The organism is Streptomyces mabaensis (assembly GCF_053763515.1).
This window is the reverse complement of the sequence record NZ_JBSOPZ010000049.1, coordinates 1-16,561: the sequence shown is the minus strand read 5'-3', so window position 1 is coordinate 16,561 and position 16,561 is coordinate 1. Positions and strand designations below refer to the sequence as shown.

The following is a 16,561-nucleotide window of genomic DNA, read 5'->3' as shown; positions in this document are numbered from 1 at the left end:
CGCGTAGACCGCGCTTGACCACCGGATCCCGGGGACCACGAAGCCCCTCGGCCCGGCACCTAGACTGTCCGCATGGCGAAGTGGACCCCGAAGCACGAGGCGCCGGAGCCCCTGGAGGGGCCGGTCGTCAGCACCATCACCGGAGGAACGATCCTCTGGTTCGTTCTCTTCGTCGTCCAGCTCCCCTTCTACGGCTGGTTCGAGGACCGCGACCTGCTCTGGTGGGTGTGGACCTGCGCCGCCGGCGGCGGCCTCGGGCTGATCGGCATCTGGTACGTCCGCAGGCGCGACAAGGCACTCAAGCGCGCCAAGGCGAACCCGCCCACCCACAACGCCCCCTAGGGGGTGGCCGGCCGATCATGCCGGGCTCCCGTCGTCTGGCACGCACATCTGCCGCGTTGGCCAAATCCACCCATAGCTCCGCTATGGCCGAATCCGGCCGCCTTGCAGCTGCACGCACCAGACGCCGCTCGCTGATCCGGCCTGATCGACCGGACACCCCCTAGCTCGTCTCCGCGCCTTCGGCGGGTGAAGCCGCCCCCGCCGCCGTACCGTCGAAGGCATGACCATCGACGCCGGATCCGAACTCGACCCGGTACATCCCATGCGGCTGCCGGTGCGGCACCGGCCGACCGGGCTCACCACCGCGGAGGTGGCCGAACGGGTCGCCCGCGGCGAGGTCAACGACGTCCCCGTCCGCTCCTCGCGCTCCACCGCCGACATCGTCCGCGGCAACGTCTTCACCCGCTTCAACGCGATCATCGGCGTCCTCTGGGTGATCATGCTGATCGTCGCGCCGATCCAGGACAGCCTCTTCGGCTTCGTCATCATCGCCAACACCGGCATCGGCATCATCCAGGAGCTGCGCGCTAAGAAGACGCTGGACAGTCTCGCCCTCATCGGAGAGGCCAGACCCACCGTCCGCCGCGACGGCGTGGCCTGCGAGGTCTCCACCTCCGAGATCGTCCTCGGCGACCTGGTCGAACTCGGGCCCGGTGACAAGGTCGTCGTGGACGGCGAGGTCGCCGAGGCCGACGGCCTGGAGATCGACGAGTCCCTCCTCACCGGCGAGGCCGACCCCGTGCTGAAACGGCGCGGCGACCAGGTCATGTCCGGCAGTTTCGTCGTCGCCGGGGGCGGCGGCTTCACCGCCACCAAGGTCGGCCGCGAGGCGTACGCCGCCCAGCTGGCCGAAGAGGCCTCCCGCTTCACGCTGGTCCACTCCGAGCTGCGCAGCGGTATCAGCACCATCCTCAAGTACGTGACCTGGATGATGGTCCCGACCGCCATCGGCCTGATCATCAGCCAGCTGGTCGTCAAGGAGACCGACTTCAAGGGGTCCGTCGCGCGGACCGTCGGCGGCATCGTCCCGATGATCCCCGAGGGCCTGGTCCTCCTCACCTCGGTCGCCTTCGCCATCGGCGTGATCCGGCTGGGCCGCAAGCAGTGCCTGGTGCAGGAGCTGCCCGCGATCGAGGGCCTGGCCCGGGTGGACGTGGTGTGCCTGGACAAGACCGGCACGCTCACCGAGGGCGGCATGGACGTCACCGAGCTGCGGCTGCTCGGCACCGCGGCCGCGGGCGGCCGGGACACCGGAGGACAGAGCCCCGACGAGCCGTACGTACGTCAGGTACTGGGCGCCCTCGGCGAGTCCGACCCACGCCCCAACGCCAGCCTCCAGGCGATCATCAACGCCTACCCGGACAGCGAGACCTGGCGCTGCACCGAGTCCCTGCCCTTCTCCTCCGCGCGCAAGTACAGCGGCGCCAGCTTCAGCGAGGGCAACGGCGAGAACTCCACCTGGCTGCTCGGCGCCCCGGACGTCCTGCTGTCGGCGGACGACCCGGCCCTCGCCGAGATCGACCACCTCAACGCACAGGGCCTGCGGGTCCTGCTCCTCGCCCGCACCGTCCGCGAACTCGACGATCCGCAGGTCGTGACCGGGGCGCGGGCCACCGCCCTGGTCGTCCTCGAACAGCGGCTGCGGCCCGACGCGGCCGACACACTGCGCTACTTCGACGAGCAACGCGTCCACGCCAAAGTCATCTCCGGCGACAACGCGGTCTCGGTGAGCGCGGTCGCCGGAAAGCTTGGCCTCTCCGGCGCCGCGAACACCGTCGACGCCCGCCGCCTGCCCGCCGAACGGGCCGAGATGGCCGCGGCCCTCGACGACAACGCCGTCTTCGGCCGGGTCACCCCGCAGCAGAAGCGGGACATGGTCGGCGCGCTCCAGTCACGCGGTCACACGGTCGCGATGACCGGCGACGGCGTCAACGACGTCCTCGCGCTCAAGGACGCCGACATCGGCGTCTCGATGGGCTCCGGGTCGGAGGCGACCAAGGCCGTCGCCCAGATCGTCCTGCTCAACAACAGCTTCGCGACCCTGCCGTCGGTCGTCGCGGAGGGCCGCCGGGTGATCGGCAACATCACCCGGGTCGCCACCCTCTTCCTGACCAAGACGGTCTACTCGGTGCTGCTGGCCATCCTGGTGGTGTGCTGGCAGGTCGAGTACCCCTTCCTGCCCCGCCATCTGACCCTGCTGTCCACCCTCACCATCGGGGTGCCGGCATTCTTCCTCGCGCTCGCCCCCAACAAGGAGCGCGCCAGACCGCACTTCGTACGCCGGGTCATGCGGTACGCCATCCCGGCCGGCGTCATCGCCGCCACGGCCACCTTCGGCACGTATCTGCTGGCCCGCAGCCACTACAGCGGCCCGGGCGCGCTCGACGCCGAGACCAGCGCAGCCACCCTCACGCTGTTCCTGGTCTCCATCTGGGTCCTGGCGATCATCGCCCGCCCGTACACGTGGTGGCGCGTCGGCCTGGTCGCGACGATGGGCGGGTGCTTCCTGATCGTCCTGATCGTGCCCTGGCTTCAGCACTTCTTCGCCCTGAAGCTGGTGGGCACGACCATGCCCTGGGCGGCGGTGGCCATCGCCGCCACCGCGGCGGCGGTCCTGGAACTGGCCTGGCGCGTGGTGGACCGCCGCTTCCCCGCCTGAGGCCCTGGACGCGTCAGTCGAACCAGCGGTCCCGGGCCAGCTCCTCCGTACGCGACGCGTCCTCCAGCAGGGCCGCCACCTCGAAGCGGCGCGGCCACTGGCCCGCCGCCCAGGCCAGACCCGCCGCCACGCCCTCCAGCGTCGCCGCGTGCAGGACGCCGTCCGGGGTGCGGCGCCAGTCCAGTTCCACGCCGCCGGCGACGAGTTCCTCGTGCTCGTAGTACGAGGTGGGGGTCCCGGGGCCGAGCAGGACACGGACCGCGTCGGGCACCCGGTGCTCCTCGCCCTCCGTCGTCACCTCGGCCGGCACGGTCTCGCCCAGGCGCCTGACCTGGAGCAGTTCGGCCAGGTCGGCGGCCCGGGACGGGGACACCGGCAGCAGCGGTACGCCCGCGGTGAGCGGCAGCAGGTCCGGCGCGTCGGCGATCACCGCGTCCGCCGCGTCGACCACCCGCACCTCGCCGTCCACCACGGCCCGCAGCTCGTCGGGCAGCGTGACCTGGTCCGGGTCGAGATAGGCCAGAGCCCCGTAGAGGGCGTGCAGCTGGCGCGCGGTGACGTGCCGGGAGCCGTCGGCGAGCCGGCCCAGCAGTTCGGCGGCGCCACCGGGCTCGTCGAGAAGGGCGGCCACGGAGGTCCGTACGCCCAGGGCGCGCAGCACCTGCTCGTCCTCAAAGCCGGTCGCGTCCGCCTCGTCGTACAGGCCTGCGAGCAGCGGATCGCCGCCCGCCGCGCGCAGCCCGGCCGGCCGGCGGCCGTCGAGCACCGGGTGGTCGCGCAGCCACCAGGCCGTGTAGGACCGCACCGTCTCGGTGGTCCCGTCCGGCAGCAGCACCCGCACCGGCTGGGTCAGCGCGTCGCGCAGCGGCGGCTGGGCGAGCAGGGCGAGTGCCTGCGGCCAGGCGTCGTCGTCCACCAGATCCAGGTCCCGTACCGCGACGATCTCCGTCGCGACGGGCGGCACCGGGGTCTCCGGCAGCTGGTCGAGCACGTCCTCGCACCACACGTCGACGGCGTCGAGCAGCCCGGCGTCGTCGGGCTCGGCGAAGTCGCCGTCGCGCGGTTCGATTTCGTCCGGGTCCAGTACGACATCGGTGGCGCGGACGAGGGCGAAGTTGCCCAGCACGCCACAGGCGGTCAGCGGTTGAGCACCCCACCGCCGGCCCAACTCGGCATCACACAGCGCGAGTTCTCCTTCTCGCATGATCTTGGCGAACGGGCTGCCGGGCAGCACCAGTTCACCGGCCGGGGCGGGTTCGCCGTCCTCGTCCGGCAGCGCGAGCGCGCCGAGCCACGGCTCGTCGCCGGGCTCCAGACCCGCCTCCCGGACCAGCCCGAGCACGACCTCGGCCAGCTCCTCGGCGTCGAGCGTGTCGTCCTCCCACATCCCGCCGTCGTCGAGCGACGCGGCGACCGCCGCACGCACCTGGGGGGTGGTCAGTACGGCGCGGGCTGTCGCGGGCAGCGCACCCAGCTTCTCCAGCAGCGGGTGAGCGGCGTCGGGGTGGGCGACCTTCAGCCCGAGCCGGGCCAGCTGTTCGCTGTCCGCCGCGTCCGGCAGCGGCAGCAGCACCTGGCGCGGGCCGTTCGCGGTACGCCCTCCCCCAGACTTCGTCCGGGAGGTGCCCCCAGCCAGCGGCACCGGCAGGCCGGCCAGCCGGTCCGGGTCGACGCCGGCCAGCGTCTCGTACAGCCGGTGCCACCACTGCGGCGCGCGCTCCACGCCCGCCAGCCGGTCGATCGCGTCGCCGAGCGGCAGCCGGCCCACGCCGAGCGCGCGCAGCTCGGTGCGGCGCTCCAGCCCGGCGGGCAGCAGCGTCGGCAGTACCTCGGCCAGCACCCGCACCGTGTCGGCGCCGGCGCCCTCCACCACCTCGGCCTCGAACGGCCGCAGCGCGGTCAGCTCCTCCGACGGCGCGGCGGGCGCGAGGAAGGCCACCCGGGTCAGCCGCTTCAGGATCGCGCCGCGCAGGGCGCCGTCCAGCTCGCCCTTGCCGAGCGGCCCGGGCACGAGGTCGATGGTCCCGGTCGAGACCGGATCCCAGTCCCCCAGCAGCTCTGCGTACGCGTCGGCCGCCCGCTCCACCAGGAAGTCGGTCAGCGGGCCGGGCGCGGGGTGCCGGCGGGCGGTGTCGAGCGGCAGCGAGGCGATGAGCAGCGCGGGCACACCCAGCGGCTCGTCGGTGGGCGTCGGAGCGTGCACCACAGCGGCGGTACGCGGATACTCGGGCGCCCCGTCCAGGTCCACGGGCACGGCCCAGGTGACCGCCCACTGCGGGCGCAGCCGCTCCTCGACGGGCCGCCCCACGAGAAGCGCCGGGTCGATAGGGCCGCCGCGCGTCACCGTGCGCCAGCGGTTCGTCACCCCGGCGCTGTCCTCCACATGGACGTACGGCCCCTCCTCCCGGCGGCGGAGCACGCGGGCGCCGTCGGGGGTCTCCACCACCACCTCTTCGAGGCCCGGCAGGGTCAGCAGCAGCGCGTCGTCGATACCGCCGAGCAGCCGCCCGACCAGGTCCTCGGCGCTGCCGTCGCGCAGCGGGAGGATGACGACGGTGTCGTACCCGTCCGGTGCGGTGCCCTCGGCGGGCAGCGGCAGGCGCAGCAGCGGCACGTGCCCGTCGCGGCGCCGCAGCTCGTCCCCGAGGCCGGGGCTGCCCAGGGAGGCCTGCGCGGCCAGCCCGCGCGCCTCGGCGAGCGACCACCGGACGCCGCCGTGCCGTCCCACGACGGCGGGCTCGTCGCTGACGGCCAGTACGGCGGCGAACCCGACGCCGAACCGTCCGACGCTCACGTCCTGCGCGTCGCGCTTGGCGGACGCGCGCAGGGTGCTCAGCGACTCGACGCCGGTCGCGTCGAGCGGCGCGCCGGTGTTGGCGGCGGCCAGCACGGTGGGCTCGCCGGCGGCCCCGGGATGCAGGGTCAGCCGGAGCCGCCCCGGGACGCGGGCCCGGGCGGCAGCGTCAGCGGCGTTCTGCGCCAGCTCGACGACCAGCCGGTCGCGGTAGCCGCCGAGCGCGAGGTCCTCCTCGGCGTTGGCGTCCTCGCGGAAGCGTGCGGGGCTGGCCCCCCACGCGTCGAGCACCCCGCGCCGCAGCCGCGCCGTCCCGAACGGATCGGCCCCGTCGGTCGCCGTCGCCTTTACGCTCACGCCTGGTGCCTCCAATTGTCTGGTGGGCTGAAGGTACCGCGCGAACGCCTACCCGACACACCGCAGCCGAACGTCCAAGCCGCGGAGAATTCCCCTACCGCCCCTCCCCGAACCCGGGGCCAAGCCCCCGGCCCCACCGCGCCGGCTCCGCAACACGAAACACCCCCAACGCGCCGCTCCGCGCGCGAAAACAGGGAGCGCGCCCGCTGTCCGGCACAGAAGCACCGGCCCGCCGCAAGCTGAAGGGGCACCCCACGTGCAGCGCATCCAGCCGGAGCACCCTGGCCTGGGCCGGACGGCCAGGCTGGCCGGCGGGCGCAAGCCCACCTCGCCCGCCCCGGAGGCAAACGGGGCGCGGCCGGACGGAACGCACGGGGCCAAGCCCCCAGCCCAACGCGCCGCTCCGCGCGCGAACAACACGGAGCGCGCCCGCTCCGCGGCAGCCCGCGGACAAGCGAGGCGCGATCGGACGAGGCAAGCCCCACCACACCGCTTCGCGGCGGCCCGAGCGGCCGGCGCCGACGGGAGGGTGGCGGGGTTGGAGGGTGGGGTGTTCGGGACGTGGAAGCGTGATTTGTGGCGCGGGGTTCTGGGCGCCCAATGCGACACCGCTGAACGCGCCGTAAATCATGCAGTCCCGGACGCCCCGCCCGGAGGCCCCGGCGCCCGGCCCTCACCCCTGGCCCGGCAGCCGAACCCCGGCCCCGGGGCCGACGTACCCCTGGGCACGCGCAACGGGCCCCGGGCTGGGCGTCCCCCGGGCAAGCGCAACGGCCGACGTACCCCGGGCCGCACCAACGGCGCCACGCCCGACGTACCCCGACCCGGCCCAACGGCCGCCACGGGCGACGTACCCCGGCCCGGCCCAACGGCCCGCCAGGGCCACGCGCTACGAGTGGCCCAGTTCCCCGTCCGCCGTTTCCGGTTCCTCCGGGACCGATCCGCCGTCCCGGACCGGGCGGAGCGCGAACTCGTCCACCCGCATCGAATCCAGCACCGGCGGCGCCGGCCGCAACGGCTTCGGCATGACCGCCGCCTCCGAGTGCCCACCGCAGCCGTACGCCAGCGACACGACATGCCCGTCCGCCGGACCGAACTCGTTCCCGCAGATACCGAACGCCTGCCCGAGCGACCCGCCCAGCGGCACCAGGAACCCGCACGACACGCACGACGCCGGAGCCGCCTGCGCCATCGGCGTCTTCGCGCCGAAGGACTCGTCCCAGCGGTCGGCCGCCGTGTGCAGCCCGTACCGCGACAGCACCCGCGCCCGGCGCATGCCGAGTTCCGCGGCGACCGCGGCGATCGAGCCCCGCTCCGGGGCGACCGGCAGCGAGGACGGCGGGCCCGCCGTGACCTCGGCGTCCTCCGCCTCCACCAGCTCGAACATCTCGTCCGACACCGCCGCGTTCGGCGGCGGCTCGTCCTCGCCGGAGTAGCCAGGCTCCAGGCGCAGATCCTCCGCCTCGGTGGGCAGCAGGTCACCCGGCCCCATGTCACCGGGACGCAGCCGCTCGCTCCACGGCACCCACTCGGGGGCAAGGAGCGCGTCGGGTCCGGGCAGCAACACCGTTTCGTCGAGGGTGACGATCTTCGCGCGGGAGGCCCGCGCGACCGTCACCGCCCAGCGCCACCCGCGGTAGCCCAGTTCCTTGCACTCGAAGAAGTGGGTGACAACCCGGTCACCCTCCGCGACAGCGGAGACATGTTCGCCCACCACCCCGGGCGCGGCGGCTTCCTCCGCCGCCGCACGGGCGAGGTCGACCGCCTCGGCGCACAGGCGGTCAGGGGTACGGCTTCGCGTCGTCGCTGCACTCACAGGTCTCGCTTCTCTCCTACGCCGTCTCACGAGTGCGCCGGTCCATACAGCCCGGTCCGTACAGCCCGGTCGGTCCATGTCCGTACGTGGCGCGGGCGGAGCGGACCAGAGGGCCGCGTCGACGTCCGCACCCGATCGGCCTCGGGCGCACCTACTGCCATCCATTCTGCGGGATCGCGAAGAGGCGCGCGGCCAAGAGCAACCGCCGGTGGCGCGCTACGCACGCTACCCTCTCCGCCGCCCGTGGCCCACCTGCACGTCCGATTCTCGGGACGGAAGGCGTTCCGAAGGGGTTCGGAAGGGGTTCGGAAGGGGTTCGGAAGGGGTTCCGGCGCGCCGTACACACCCTCGCCCCGGGTCGGTTGGGGCACTATGACGGGGTGGCAGCGGCAAGGTCGTCCGACGACGGAGCCGGCCCGGTCAGCAGAGCCGGGCGGGCGGTCGGCCGCGCCCTCCACCTGCCCTTCACCGGCACGGCCAGGGGCATCCGCCGGGCCACGCACGCCCACGGGGCCGGCGAATCGGGCCTCGGCAAGCTGATCGAACTGCACGCCGTGAACGGCGCGGGCGACATGATGATCACCGTCGCGCTCGCCTCGACGGTCTTCTTCTCCGTACCGACGGACGAGGCACGCGGCCGCGTCGCGCTCTATCTCGCCATCACGATGGCCCCCTTCACCCTCCTCGCGCCCGTCATCGGCCCGCTCTTCGACCGCCTCCCGCACGGCCGCCGCGCCGCGATGGCGGGCGCGATGGCGGCGCGCGCGCTCCTCGCGCTCACCATGTCCGGCGCGATCGCGACCGGCGGGCTGGAGCTCTACCCGGCCGCGCTGGGCGTGCTGGTCGCCTCCAAGTCGTACGGAGTCGTCCGCAGCGCCGTCGTCCCGCGTCTCCTCCCGCCCAAGTTCTCGCTGGTCAAGGCGAACTCCAGAGTGACCCTGGCCGGCCTGGTGGCGACCGGCATCGCCGCCCCGGCCGGCGCGGGGCTGCAGGCCATCGGCCCGCAGTGGCCGCTCTACGGGGCCTTCGTCCTGTTCGCCGCCGGCACGTTCCTGGCCTTCACCCTCCCGCACAAGGTCGACTCGGCGAAGGGCGAGCGGAAGGCCTCGCTCATCACGCACCCCGAGCGCCATCCCCACGGCCGCAAGCCGGGCCTGCGGACGGTCGGCCCGTCCGTGGCGTGCGCGCTGCGCGCGAACGCCGCGTTCCGCGCCCTCTCCGGCTTCCTGATCTTCTTCCTGGCGTTCCTGCTGCGCGAGCATCCGCTCGCCGGCCAGTCCGCCGCCGTCTCGCTGGGCATCGTCGGAGTGTCGGCCGGCGTCGGGAACGCCTGCGGTACGGCGGTCGGTGCCTGGCTCAAGGCCCGAGCCCCCGAAGTGATCATCACCACGGTGCTGACCCTCACTCTGACCGCAGCCGTCACCGCCGCCGCGCTGTTCAGCCCGGTCCTGGTCGCGGTGCTCGGCGCGGCCGCGGGCTTCTCCCAGGCGCTGGCGAAACTGTCGCTGGACGCGCTGATCCAGCGGGACGTACCGGAGGAGGTACGGACCTCCACCTTCGCCCGCTCCGAGACGCTGCTCCAGATGTCGTGGGTAGGGGGCGGAGCCATCGGCATGGCGCTGCCGCTCAACGGAGTCGTGGGCATGTCGGTCGCGGCGGGGCTGATCGGCCTGGGCGCGGCGACCGCCGCACGGGGCCTGCTGGCGGGAGCCCGGCGCGGCACGCCGCACCCCCGCGTGGCGTGAGCGGGACCGAGCGATAGCCTTCCGCACATGACCGCTCCGCTTTTCTCGGGTAAGGGCCGCCGCACCGCCGCCGCCCTCGGCGCCGTGTCCGCCGGACTCCTCGTCCTGTCCGCCTGCGGCGCCAAGCCGACGCCGCTGGCGACCCTTACGGTCGGCACGAGCACCGTGACCGCCGAGGCCGCCTGCCGGGCCGACAACGGCAAGGGGCTCTCGAACGAGAAGCTCCAGGAGTGCCTCGAGGGCCTGAAGACGTCGAAGACCATCCAGTACTCCCCGGGCACGACCCTGCGTATCGGCGTCGAGCCCGAGGTCGTCGAGGACGGCAAGAAGTGGATCGCCGCGCTGGACGGCCAGCCGATCACCGACCAGTCGAACAAGACGTACCGCAGCTTCCCGGGTGTCGACTTCTTCGGCACGGGCGGCCAGGGCGAGCCCGCGAAGAGCCGGAAGATCAGCATCATCCAGTTCTCGGAAAAGGGTCCGAGCAAGGGCAAGGCCGAAGCCGTCTGGAACTTCAAGCTCCAGCGCGACGACAGCTGACGCATGGTGCGTGTGCTGGTGGTGACCGCGGTACCGGCGGAGGCTGAAGCCGTCACCACCGGCCTGAACCACCCGACGGCGGGCCTGAACCACCCGACCGCGTCGCCCGTCGTCTTCGACGTCGTCGCCGTCGGTGCGGGGCCCGCCGCCGCCGCGGCCGGGGCCGCCACCGCCCTCGCCACCACCCCGTACGACCTGGTCGTCTCCGCCGGGATCGGCGGCGGCTTCCAGCCCGCCGCGCCCCCCGGCTCACTCGTCGTCGCGGACGCGATCGTCGCCGCCGACCTGGGCGCCGAGACGCCCGACGGCTACCTCGCCGTCGAGGAACTCGGCTTCGGGCGCTCGGTCCACCTCCCGCCGCCCGGCCTCACCGCCCACGTGGCCCGGGCCCTGGGCGCTCTGATCGCTCCCGTACTCACCGTCTCTACGGTGACCGGCACCGCCGCCCGCGCCGCCGAACTCGCCGCCCGCCACCCGCGCGCCGGGGCCGAGGCGATGGAGGGCTTCGGCGTCGCCGAGGCCGCCGCGGTGCACTCCGTCCCCGTACTCGAAATCCGCGCCATCTCGAACACCGTCGGCCCGCGCGACCGCGCCGCCTGGCGGATCGGCGACGCGCTCGCCGCCCTCACGGAGGGGTTCGGGAAGCTCGTGCCCGTACTGAATGGCTGGGGAGACCATGGATGACGCACAGAGGGCTGCTCCGGAGAAGGCGCTCAAGGACGCGCTGAGGATCGCGTACTCGCCCTGCCCGAACGACACCTTCGTCTTCGACGCCTGGGCCCACGGCCGCATCCCGGGCGCGCCCGCGCTCGACGTCACCTTCGCCGACATCGACATCACCAACGGCATGGCGGAGCGCGGTGAGTTCGACGTCCTCAAGGTCTCGTACGCGGTACTCCCCTGGGTGCTGGACGAGTACGCCCTGCTCCCCTGCGGCGGCGCGCTCGGCCGCGGCTGCGGCCCGCTCGTCCTGACCCGCCAACCCGGCCTCGACCTCACCGGCAAGACGGTCGCGGTACCGAGTGAGCGCTCGACCGCCTACCTCCTCTTCCGCCTCTGGGCGGCCGACACGCTCCCGGGCGACGTCGGCAAGGTCGTAGTGCTGCCCTTCAACGAGATCATGCCCGCCGTACGGGACGGCAGGGTCGACGCCGGACTGGTCATCCACGAGGCGCGCTTCACCTACCAGCAGTACGGACTGCACTGCCTCGCGGACATGGGCGAGCACTGGGAGTCCACCACCCGCCTGCCCATCCCGCTCGGCGCGATCATCGCGAAGCGCTCGCTGGGTGATGCGACGCTGCGCCAACTGGCCGACGCCGCACGCACGTCCGTGCGGATGGCCTGGGACGACCCGGAGGCGTCGCGCCCGTACGTACGTGAACACGCCCAGGAGATGGACCCGTCGGTGGCCGACCAGCACATCGGCCTGTACGTCAACGAGTTCACGGCCGGCCTGGGCGACGCGGGCTATGCGGCGGTCCGCGGGCTCCTCACCCGAGCGGCAGCCGAGGGCCTGGTCCCGCCCCTGCCACCGGACGCACTGAACTTCCCCTGACGCCCGGCGAACGACATGGGCCGGGGGCGGGGTATGCACCCCGCCCCCGGCCCAGCTGCCTCATCGGCCCCGGCCGCGTCACACGTCCAGCTGGTCCGCCACCGCTCGCAGCAGGCCGGCGATCTTCGCTCCGTGGACCTTGTCGGGGTAGCGGCCGCGCTCCAGCATCGGGGTGATGTTCTCCAGGAGCGTCGTCAGGTCCTGGACGATGGAGGCCAGTTCGTCCGGCTTGCGGCGCTGTGCGGCCGCGACCGAGGGGGCCGGGTCGAGGACCGTGACCGAGAGGGCCTGGTCGCCGCGCTGGCCTGCCACGACGCCGAATTCGACACGCTGGCCGGGCTTGAGCGAGTCGACCCCGGCAGGGAGCACCGACGAGTGCACGAAGACGTCGCCGCCGTCGTCGCGGGAGAGAAAGCCGAAGCCCTTCTCACTGTTGAACCACTTGACCTTGCCGGTAGGCACGTCTGTCCTCGTCCTTGTGCTCGTTGGGGTACTGACAAGCCGTAGCCGCGGCACGCCGGAAGCGGCCACGGAAAACGGCTCTGGATAGCACTACAGCGGGTCGTGTGACCCGCCACGTCCAAGGCTAATGGTCCAGGGGCTGGTGACAAGACGTCGCTGGGTGGTTCCTACGCGCAGGGAACTACCCTGGTCGGGTGACTAGCGAAACCCGAACGGACAACGCCGGCGCCGGCGACCGGCTCGTACAGGTCGGCGCGATCGTCTTCTTCATCGGCGCGGTGGCCACTCTGGTCACTGTCGCCCCACTGTTCCTGGGGACGGAGCCGTTCCCCTCCGTCGCCTACGCGGTGTGCATGCTGATGGGGCTCGGCTTCCTGATCGCCGGGGCCGGGGTGCTCCGCTCGATCGCCGCGCAGCGCCGTCAGGCGCGTGCGACCCGCGACGCGGCCGTGGAACCGGCCGTGGGACCGGCTGTGGAACCGGCCGTGGAACCGGCCGTGGGACCGGCTGTGTAGTCCTTCAGCCACTCCGGAAACACCGTCAGGTCGGCCAGCACCACATCCGCGCCCTCGGCGCGCAGTTCCGTCTCGTCGCACGGGCCGGTCGGGACCGCGACCGACAGCGCGCCTGCCGTACGGGCCCCGCGCACGTCGCCGGTGTGGTCGCCGACGTAGACCGTCGCGCCGTGCTCGCGCAGCGCCTCCGCCTTGGCCTCCGCCCACAGCCAGCCGATCACCGCGTCCGGCTCGATGCCGAGGTGCGCCAGGTGGAGCTTGGCGTTCGGCTCGTGCTTGGCGGTGACGACGATCGCCCGGCCGCCGAGCGCCTGCACCGCGGACACGGCCTCGCGCGCACCGGGCATCGCGGGCGTCGGGGCGATGGCGTGTGTGGGATACATCTCGCGGTAGCGGTCGCCCATCGCCTGGATGTGCTCGTCCTCGAACCAGTGCGCCAGCTCCTGTTCGAGCGGCGGGCCCAGCCGCGTGATGGCCAGGTCGGCGTCTATGAACGTCCCGGTCTCGGCGGAAAGCGCCTGGTAGGCGGCCTTGATGCCGGGGCGGGAGTCGATCAGCGTCATATCGAGGTCGAAGCCGACGGTCAGGGGTGCCGTGCCAGGTGTCGTGCCGGGTGTCGGGCTGGGCGTCGTGCTGGGCGTCGTGCTGAGGGTCTTGCCGGATGTCATGCCGGCCATTGTGCCCAGTCGGGGCGCGGAACGGCGGAACGTAGCCTTAGCCAAGCCTTACCAGGACTTGAACTCAAGTTGGATTTGATGTCCGCTGCCGCCCCGCGGGAGCTGCGCCGGCCGGTGGGTTGGGCGCGGTCACTCCGGGATGGGCCGGGCCCCGGCTCAGCGGCCGCAGGCCGGTGGGTGGGTGGCATCCGCGCCCGGGGGCGGGTGGTTCGGGTGGGGGGCCGCCCGGTTGGTGATGATGGCGGTTGCGGGCCGGGCGTCAAGGGCGCTCCCTACGGTCGCGTCGCTGCGCGATGGCCTTCGGCCACCCTGGACTCCCGTCCCTCCACCGCTACTGCTTGTTGGGGGGGGCGGCCCCCGGGGCGGGGCCCGGGGCTGCTTGCCGGTTGGCTCGGGTCCGCTGCCGGCCGCAGGCCGGTGGGCGGTTGCGGGGCGCGGTCTCTCCGGGAGGGGCCCGGCCCCGGCTCAGCGGCCACCGGGTGGTGGGTGATGCGGACCCCGCATGCCGACGGATGTAGTCATACCTCGGCCTGACGGCCGCTCAGAGCCCTGTCCGGGCACTTCCGGGCCTGCCGCACACCAGCAGCTTGGCGATCGACGCGATCGAGCGCGTCGCTGTCCGCCCCGGAGCGTGGGCGACGGTCATCTCGGCGGTGAGCACCTCAAGGTAGGGCGGGTTCAGGATTTCCTGAATTCAAGAATCAGTGTACTGTCTTGTCCATGCTGACCCTCGCCGCCGACCTCGACGCCCTGACCCGCTTCGGCCGCGCGCTGGCCGACCCGATCCGCTGCCGCATCCTGCTCGCGCTGCGCGAGGCTCCGGCCTACCCCGCGGACCTCGCCGATACCCTCGGCATCTCCCGTACCCGGCTGTCCAACCACCTGGCGTGCCTACGCGACTGTGGGCTGGTCGTCGCCGTGCCCGACGGCCGCCGCACCCGCTACGAACTCGCCGACCAGCGCCTCGGACACGCGCTGGACGACCTGCGTTCCGCCGTGGTGGCAGTCGCCGCCGACCGCGCGTGCATCGAGGCGGACGAGAAAGGGTGCTGCTGATGACCGCGATATCCCTCGGCCCGTCCCCGGCCCGCCGCGACGCGCTTACTCGCCGGATACGGCTGCTGGTCGCCGCGACCATCACCTACAACATCATCGAGGCGATCGTCGCCCTCATCGCCGGCACTCTCGCCTCCTCCACCGCGCTCATTGGCTTCGGCCTGGACTCGGTCATCGAGGTCTCCTCCGCTGCCGCGGTCGCCTGGCAGTTCTCCGCCCGCGAGCATGCCGTGCGCGAGGCCCGTGAGAAGACGACCCTGCGGATCATCGCGGTGTCCTTCTTCGCGCTTGCCGCGTACGTCACCGTCGACGCGATCCGGGCGCTGGCCGGCACCGGCGAGGCCGACCGCTCCGTTCCCGGCATCGTCATCGCCGCCCTGTCGCTCGCGGTGATGCCGTTCCTGTCCGCCGCCCAGCGCCGCGCGGGCCGCGAACTCGGCTCTGCCAGCGCGGTCGCCGACTCCAAGCAGACCCTGCTGTGCACCTACCTGTCCGCCGTGCTCCTGGTGGGCCTGGTCCTCAACGCCACCCTCGGCTGGTCCTGGGCCGACCCGATCGCCGCCCTCGTCATCGCCGCCATCGCCGTCAAGGAAGGCCGCGACGCCTGGCAGGGAAAGGGCTGCTGCGCGGATCCGGCCGCCGCGATCCCCACCCAGCGGCAGGAGACGGACGCCTGCGGCTGCCGCCCCGGCTGCGACTGCTGCAACTGAGCGGCCACGTGAGCCAGTACCCGGTGCCTTTCCCCGAAGGTGAGCCTGTGCCATCGCGGGCAGTGCCCGTGACCAGGGAGGATGCCCGCCATGGCCACCGACGAGGACCTCATTCCCGTACGTTCGACGCACTCCATGCCCAGGGTGTTCGCCGCGGGAGCGGCCGTTGGCGTCCTGGGCGGGATGATCGGTCTGGGCGGCGCGGAGTTCCGCCTGCCGCTGCTGATCGGTCTGTTTGGGTTCGCCGCGCTCTCCGCGGTCATCCTGAACAAGGCGATGAGCCTGGTGGTGGTCCTGGTGGCGCTGCCTGCCCGCCTGGCAGCGGTCCCCGCCTCGGAGGTAGCCGCACACTGGCCCATCGCGGTCAACCTGCTGGCAGGAAGCCTGCTGGGCGCCTGGGCCGGCGCCGCCTGGGCAGTGCGGATGCGCAGCTCCACCCTGTACAAGGTGCTGGCGGGGCTGATGGTGCTCATGGCCGCCGCCCTGCTGGTCACGCACAGCACCACCCTGGGGACGCTCGCGCTGCCACTGTGGGCGCAGGTGCCAATCGGTGTGGTGGCCGGCTTCGGCATCGGGGTGGTCGCGGCCATCATGGGCGTAGCCGGGGGCGAGCTGCTGATCCCGACGATCGTGCTGCTGTTCGCGGTGGACATCAAGACGGCGGGGAGCTTGTCGCTGCTGGTATCGCTGCCGACGATGCTGGTGGCCTTCGCCCGCTACAGCCGTGACGGCAGCTTCGCGGTGCTGGGCGCCAGCCTCCGCTTCACCCTGGTCATGATCACGGGCTCAATCGCCGGTGCGGTGCTGGGCGGGCTGCTGCTCGGCGTGTTCTCGGATCTGGTGCTCATCCCCGTGCTGGCCGTGATCCTGCTCGTTTCCGCGGTCAAGCTCGCCCGTCACGACTGACTCTTCGGACGCGGCTCGGATATTCCCCGATGCCGGGGCCTCGTCATTCGAGGTCACGTGCGCTGGCCTTCTGCCTGCTCCTCTCCGGTTGGGCCGGCGAGAGCCGGGCGACGTCCTCGTCCTTGATGTCGTGGCCCTCGGCGCGGAGCTGGGCAATTCCTGTGCCTCAACTACTCACACCGGTTGTTCCAGCACAACAGGCGGCCCTCGGCCGCTTAGCCGAGCCGCGCAGCCCCCGAACCCGGTGCGTGTCTTGCCCTGCCCACCGGGCTGAGGTCACCGACGAAAGCGCGGCCACTGCCGGGGCTCAGGTGGGGCCCCGCTCCCCGGGGCCGCCCGACACTCATCTGCACCAGCGGGACGGGGCGGACAGTCACGGGTGGCCGAAGGCCATCGCGCAGCGACGCGACCGAAGGGAGCGCCC

At 72.8% G+C, this 16,561-nt stretch carries 14 protein-coding genes; 10 read left to right on the top strand and 4 right to left on the bottom strand.

Going from position 1 to position 16,561, the window contains the following annotated elements; all coding sequences use genetic code 11:
- Window positions 1-72 precede the first annotated feature (72 nt).
- On the top strand, window positions 73-342 hold the full coding sequence (locus ACWV17_RS30750) for a DUF2530 domain-containing protein (protein WP_455362256.1): 270 nt from the start codon (window positions 73-75) through the stop codon (window positions 340-342).
- Between the two features lie 220 nt (window positions 343-562).
- Window positions 563-3,001 (top strand): HAD-IC family P-type ATPase, encoded by a 2,439-nt coding sequence (locus tag ACWV17_RS30745; RefSeq protein WP_455362255.1) that lies wholly within the window; start codon window positions 563-565, stop codon window positions 2,999-3,001.
- Window positions 3,002-3,014: 13 nt separating this feature from the next.
- On the opposite strand, the gene ACWV17_RS30740 is transcribed toward ACWV17_RS30745, so the two are convergent.
- Together ACWV17_RS30740 and ACWV17_RS30735 are read right to left on the bottom strand one after the other, a co-directional pair.
- Window positions 3,015-6,152 (bottom strand): sacsin N-terminal ATP-binding-like domain-containing protein, encoded by a 3,138-nt coding sequence (locus tag ACWV17_RS30740; RefSeq protein WP_455362254.1) that lies wholly within the window; start codon window positions 6,150-6,152, stop codon window positions 3,015-3,017.
- An 889-nt stretch (window positions 6,153-7,041) separates the two neighbouring features.
- On the bottom strand, window positions 7,042-7,968 hold the full coding sequence (locus ACWV17_RS30735; RefSeq protein WP_455351089.1) for a DUF3027 domain-containing protein: 927 nt from the start codon (window positions 7,966-7,968) through the stop codon (window positions 7,042-7,044).
- Window positions 7,969-8,330: 362 nt separating this feature from the next.
- On the opposite strand from ACWV17_RS30735, the gene ACWV17_RS30730 reads away from it, so the two are divergent.
- The 4 genes from ACWV17_RS30730 to ACWV17_RS30715 are packed head-to-tail and all read left to right on the top strand — an operon-like array spanning window position 8,331 to window position 11,811.
- Complete coding sequence (locus ACWV17_RS30730) at window positions 8,331-9,713, top strand: MFS transporter (RefSeq protein WP_455362253.1); 1,383 nt, start codon at window positions 8,331-8,333, stop codon at window positions 9,711-9,713.
- 27 nt (window positions 9,714-9,740) lie between these two features.
- Window positions 9,741-10,253: a DUF2771 domain-containing protein gene (locus ACWV17_RS30725; RefSeq protein ID WP_455362252.1), complete on the top strand. Its 513-nt coding sequence runs from the start codon at window positions 9,741-9,743 to the stop codon at window positions 10,251-10,253.
- Between the two features lie 6 nt (window positions 10,254-10,259).
- Window positions 10,260-10,937, top strand: a complete 678-nt coding sequence (locus tag ACWV17_RS30720) for a futalosine hydrolase (RefSeq protein WP_455362260.1) — start codon at window positions 10,260-10,262, stop codon at window positions 10,935-10,937.
- Window positions 10,930-11,811 carry a 1,4-dihydroxy-6-naphthoate synthase gene (locus tag ACWV17_RS30715; RefSeq protein WP_455362251.1) on the top strand — a complete coding sequence of 294 codons (882 nt, stop codon included), beginning with the start codon at window positions 10,930-10,932 and terminating at the stop codon, window positions 11,809-11,811. The genes ACWV17_RS30720 and ACWV17_RS30715 overlap by 8 nt, the downstream gene beginning before the upstream one ends.
- A gap of 78 nt (window positions 11,812-11,889) precedes the next feature.
- Here the strand turns inward: ACWV17_RS30715 and ACWV17_RS30710 are convergent, their stop codons facing one another.
- Complete coding sequence (locus ACWV17_RS30710; RefSeq protein WP_355825214.1) at window positions 11,890-12,273, bottom strand: cold-shock protein; 384 nt, start codon at window positions 12,271-12,273, stop codon at window positions 11,890-11,892.
- A 194-nt stretch (window positions 12,274-12,467) separates the two neighbouring features.
- Between ACWV17_RS30710 and ACWV17_RS30705 the strand changes: the two genes are divergently transcribed.
- Window positions 12,468-12,788 carry a hypothetical protein gene (locus tag ACWV17_RS30705; protein ID WP_455362250.1) on the top strand — a complete coding sequence of 107 codons (321 nt, stop codon included), beginning with the start codon at window positions 12,468-12,470 and terminating at the stop codon, window positions 12,786-12,788.
- On the opposite strand, the gene ACWV17_RS30700 is transcribed toward ACWV17_RS30705, so the two are convergent.
- A complete protein-coding gene (locus ACWV17_RS30700; RefSeq protein WP_455362249.1) occupies window positions 12,695-13,465 on the bottom strand; it encodes an HAD family hydrolase in 771 nt (256 codons plus the stop codon). The two genes, ACWV17_RS30705 and ACWV17_RS30700, sit on opposite strands and share 94 nt — an antisense overlap.
- 720 nt (window positions 13,466-14,185) lie before the next feature.
- Between ACWV17_RS30700 and ACWV17_RS30695 the strand changes: the two genes are divergently transcribed.
- The 3 genes from ACWV17_RS30695 to ACWV17_RS30685 all read left to right on the top strand — a co-directional run bounded on the left by ACWV17_RS30695 (window position 14,186) and on the right by ACWV17_RS30685 (window position 16,137).
- A complete protein-coding gene (locus ACWV17_RS30695; RefSeq protein WP_455362248.1) occupies window positions 14,186-14,521 on the top strand; it encodes an ArsR/SmtB family transcription factor in 336 nt (111 codons plus the stop codon).
- Complete coding sequence (locus ACWV17_RS30690) at window positions 14,521-15,231, top strand: cation transporter (protein WP_455362247.1); 711 nt, start codon at window positions 14,521-14,523, stop codon at window positions 15,229-15,231. Before ACWV17_RS30695 ends, ACWV17_RS30690 begins: the two co-directional genes overlap by 1 nt.
- Window positions 15,232-15,321: 90 nt before the next feature.
- The gene (locus tag ACWV17_RS30685; RefSeq protein ID WP_455362246.1) at window positions 15,322-16,137 is read left to right on the top strand and encodes a sulfite exporter TauE/SafE family protein; all 816 of its coding nucleotides are present in this window, start codon (window positions 15,322-15,324) and stop codon (window positions 16,135-16,137) included.
- Window positions 16,138-16,561: the final 424 nt, after the last annotated feature.